This is a genomic window from Fictibacillus sp. NRS-1165 (genome assembly GCF_050468105.1).
GTDB lineage: Bacteria > Bacillota > Bacilli > Bacillales > Fictibacillaceae > Fictibacillus_C > Fictibacillus_C terrinigri.
In genome coordinates this window covers 1-4610 of the sequence record NZ_JBDPNU010000158.1, presented here as the reverse complement: position 1 = coordinate 4610, position 4610 = coordinate 1, and the positions used below count along the sequence as shown (strand labels likewise).

The window sequence follows — 4610 nt, the reverse complement described above, 5'->3', positions numbered from 1 at the left end:
GAGGAAGTGTGGGGATCGAGCATGACCGCTTGATATACATAGTCTACATTGTTTGTAAGTACAGCTTCAACGACCAGTTGCTGAACATTGATGTTGGTTATGTTCATCGCAGCCAGATGGGGTGGAAGCACGCCAACATGGATAGGCTGAATCCCTCGTTTATTCACCAGGCAAGGTACTTCCACACAGGAATTTGTCGGCAGATTTGTGATAAGGTGTGTGTTTAGTACATTTCCCCAGATCTCTCGATTGACCCCTGTTTCAAGAGAATGAATGATGGGAGCACCAAATTCATGGCTTTTTTCCATCGGAAAGGCATGTCCTTGGTCAATCATCTTTTGTGTTTTGGCAAATTGATTTAAATTGGCTTCGCTTCTCCTCACATATTCATCAATCGGAATATCGAAGTCTCGGATTAACTGATCCCGTTTGATAAAATATGGTGTGTATTCAGACATGTGTTCACTGGATTCTGTGATAAAGAAATTTAATCTTTTCATCATTTCAAAACGGACTTTATCTTTGGCATAAATGCTTGGGTCTTTCATAGCCTCAAAGAGCGAAGGATAAAGATCTTGGCCATTTCTTTTTAACTCCAAGAACCAGGCCATATGATTGATGCCCGCAACTTTGTATTCCAGTTCTTCCACTGGAATGTTTAAGTAAGAGGACAACTCATCTGCTGTGTTTTGAACACTATGGCATAATCCGACAGATTTAATGGGAGAAGCTTTCTGGATGGCCAGCATGAGCATGGCCATCGGATTGGTATAGTTCAGCAAATACGCTTCTGGACAAACTTCTTCCATATCTCTGCAGATATCGATGAGAACCGGGATGGTCCGTAATGCACGAAATACCCCTCCAACTCCAAGTGTGTCGGCAATGGTTTGTTTTAAGCCATATCGTTTTGGAATTTCGAAATCAACCAATGTAGCCTCATGCATCCCCACTTGGATTAAGTTCAGTACATAATCAGCATTGACCAGTGCCTGTTTTCGATCGATGTGAGCTTCTACCCGGGCATTGTTTCCGAACTGGGCGATGATGGATTGTGTCATTTTCTCTGCGGTTTGCAGCCGATCGGCATGGATATCGGTTAAAGAAAAGACAGTATCCCGCAATTCAGGAAAACTTAAAATGTCTGTAATTAAACGCTTGGCAAAAACCACACTGCCTGCACCAATAATCGTAACCTTCATCGTAAACCCTCCACTTATTTTTTATCCTTTTATTGAACCAGAAGCCAAACCTTCAATAAAATGCTTTTGCAAGAACAAGAATAGGATGACCATAGGAGCTACGGCCATGAGGGCCGCTGCCGCTACGAGATTTAAGCTGTTCGTATTTTGGCCAAAGAAGCTGGATAGTGCGACGGTAATGGTTTTTACTTCTTCAGCTTGCAGGAAGAAAATTGCAAATTGATAATCATTCCATATAAACACACAAGAAATGATTAGGATGGAAGCGGTAACTGGTTTTAAGAGCGGAAACACTACTTTAAAAAAGATAGAGAGTGTGCTGGCTCCATCCATTTTCGCTGCTTCTTCCAATTCTTTAGGGATCGTAGAACGTATGAATCCGGCGTACAAAAAGATGGTGAGCGGCATATAAGCCGCAACGTTATTTAAAACGGCAATTGTACGTGTGTTCATCATTCCGATATCCACGACCAGCTGATATAAAGGCACCAGAGCGGTTAATGGGGGAATGACCATAATGGCGATAAAAAAGACATAAACAAACGTATTCAACTTGGTATTTCTTCTCGCCAATGGGTAAGCGGCAAGTGAACCAAGAAAGATGAGAAGCAGAGCCGAAAAGAAAGTAATGATCAACGTATTCAGTAATGATGGACCTAAATTCGCCATTTCCCATGCTTCTCTAAAGTTATCCAAAGAAAGCCGGTCGGGGAAAATCCATTTCGAACTGAAGTCTCCCTTCGCTTTGAGCGCAGTCGTCAGTAAGATATAGAAGGGAACCAGATGATAGAGCGCGATGACCAAAGCAACTATTGTGAGCAGTGTTTTAGGTTTATTGATGCTTCCCATTACGCTTCTACCTCCTTGCGTTTGAAGAAAATCAAAGCAGAGATACTGATCACTAGAATAATGACGGCCATTAATACACCTTCTGTTGCTGCATACCCAGCGTCCTGCCGATTGAAATACAAGTCGTACATGAACGTGGACATGGATTGAGAAGCATTGCCGGGCCCGCCGCCCGTCAACGAGACGATGACATCAAACAGTTTAAGGCCTCCGATGATATTCAGCACAATGTTGATGGTAATGGAAGGCATCAACAGAGGCAGTGTAATATTTTTAAACTGATTAAAAGGGGAGGCGCCATCGAGCTGGGCTGCTTCATAATAATCTTTTGAAATGCTTTGCAGTCCGGCAAGGTAAATGATCATTGCTATGCCAACGAACTGATAAGTGTTAACAAAAACAATGATCCAAGTGTTCACGCTGGGGTTGGCTAAGGCATTGATCTTATCGAATCCCATAAGAATCAAAATATCGTTTAAGGCACCGCCTTGATAAGCAAAGAAAAAATACCAAATGTATCCCATGATCAGTGGACTGATAATAACCGGCAAGTAGATGATCGTCCGTGTTAATCCCCTTACTTTAATACTTTGATTAAGCAATAAAGCATACAGCAAACCGATAATGTTTTGAAACAACGTGCTGCCCAGTCCGTAAAGCAGCGTATTTTTAACAACCAGCCATGTATCAGGATCTTTTAGCAGGCGGCTATATTGCTGGAATCCTACATAATCATAGACTTGAGAAAAACCATTCCAGTTGGTAAATGAGATTTTTAAACCATTGAGAAACGGATATAAAATGAAAAAGCAGACAGCACCCAGAGCAGGTAAATACATCCACCATAGTGAGGACTGAGGGGAATTTTTCGGTCGTTTTTTTACATTAGTAAGGACAGCTTTTTCTTTTTTGAAACCAATCAGGGTATTCAAGTATTTCAACTCCTTTACGGTCATGGATTCAGGGATGAAATAAGCTTGTCTTACTTTTTAGGTTTATAAAGGCGTTTATTTTCTTCACCGATTTTCTTGGAAACTTGTTCCGGTGTCATGGATTTGGACAAAAGTTCTTGACCGGAGGCACCGAGTACATCCCACATTCCGCTAGGGAGGTAGACACGATCGAAATAAGGTTCAACCTTAATGTCTTTGTATTTTTCATAGTCTTTAGCGAAGTAGTTATTAGCTTTGGTGTTGGTAAGTCCTGCAGGCAAAGAAGTCGCTTCAGCAATCTTTTTTACCATTTCCGGCTGAGACAGGAAATCGATAAACTTTTTAGCTTCTTTTTTATGCTCGGAATCCTTCCAGACGGCCAGTGTGTGCCGTTCTCCGCCAATCCAGCTCGGCTGGTCACCTTTATGGATGACAGGCATTGGAATTACGCCTAGCTGGACCTTTGGATTTAGTTCCTTTACAGCAGGACCGAGCAGCCCTCCGCCAATAATGAACCCAATTTTGTTTTGTGCCATCAAATCTGTCATCTGCTGGTTTTGAGCGGTTAATACGTCTTTGTTCAAGTATCCTTTTTTCTGCATTTCTTGGAGTTTTTCAGGAAGGAAGGTGAATTTCGACCAGTCAAACGTTCCGGCCAAGAGCTCTTTTCTATAATCATGTTTGGGATCGGTGATCAGTAAAGGAGTGGCAAATTGATCAAAATATTGTCCAAACGAACTTTTATCCGATCCTGCAAACCAAAGAGGAGTGACTTCACCTTTGCTCTTCTTTTTAATGGCTGCCATGGCGCTCATCCAATCATCAAACGTTGCGGGTGGCTGGATTCCGTATTTTTTTAATAGGGTAGCGTTGTACGTAATGCCGTCTTTCGCCTGATTTAAAGGATAGGCATAAACTTTGCCCGACTTGTTTTTAAGAATGTCGTTCATCGCTGGATCCAAGTCCTTTACCCAGTTCATGTTTTGTAAATCCTCCACATATTCACCGTACCGGTCCTTTGACCAGCCGTGGGTGTCAAACAAATCGGGCATATCATTGGCTGCCATTTTTACACGGAGCATTCCTTCGTATTTATCAGCGGGAAAATTTTCTTTAATATCAATGTTTGGATTTTTCTTTTCAAACTCTTTAATGGCATCAGCCAAAGCCGCCTTGTCGGATTCGTTGGTGACGGTAGAGAATAAGGTTAGTTGCACGTTGCCTCCGCTTCCAGAACTGGACTGTTTGTTACAGCCCGACAATGCCAGAGCAATTGCTGATGTAAGCAATAATGTTTTACCAAACTTTTTCAATGTCATTCCCCCTAGTTATTAATGGTTTTCAAAACCAAAACAAACGATCTTAAGATGTTTGCACAATGACTGGGGCTCCTATATAATTTATAGTTGCTCCTTGGTAAATGGAGTGCCGGGCTATTCGCTTTAGAAACGAGTGATAGGCAGTCACTTATGCCTATGGCTAGATAGGCAGGTTTCTGGGCGAATAATCCTTTTTTGTTCAGATCTCCTTTTAATCTATTGAATCACCTCCTTAAAAGGATGCTCTGTTACAGATGTTCCGCAGCTTTGGCGGATGACCAGTGAAGTTGGAACCGTAACCTTAACAG

At 42.0% G+C, this 4610-nt stretch carries 4 protein-coding genes; all 4 read right to left on the bottom strand.

Annotated features, from left to right (window positions below):
* Positions 1-1202 (bottom strand): alpha-glucosidase/alpha-galactosidase (locus tag ABHN01_RS25485; protein WP_429877863.1); only part of this gene is annotated, 1202 nt, incomplete at its 3' end.
* A 21-nt stretch (positions 1203-1223) separates the two neighbouring features.
* Positions 1224-2051, bottom strand: coding sequence for a carbohydrate ABC transporter permease (locus ABHN01_RS25480; RefSeq protein ID WP_429877862.1), 828 nt, complete (start codon positions 2049-2051; stop codon positions 1224-1226).
* Complete coding sequence (locus tag ABHN01_RS25475; protein ID WP_429877864.1) at positions 2051-2890, bottom strand: carbohydrate ABC transporter permease; 840 nt, start codon at positions 2888-2890, stop codon at positions 2051-2053. Before ABHN01_RS25475 ends, ABHN01_RS25480 begins: the two co-directional genes overlap by 1 nt.
* A gap of 143 nt (positions 2891-3033) precedes the next feature.
* Positions 3034-4296, bottom strand: coding sequence for an ABC transporter substrate-binding protein (locus tag ABHN01_RS25470; RefSeq protein ID WP_429877861.1), 1263 nt, complete (start codon positions 4294-4296; stop codon positions 3034-3036).
* Positions 4297-4610: the final 314 nt, after the last annotated feature.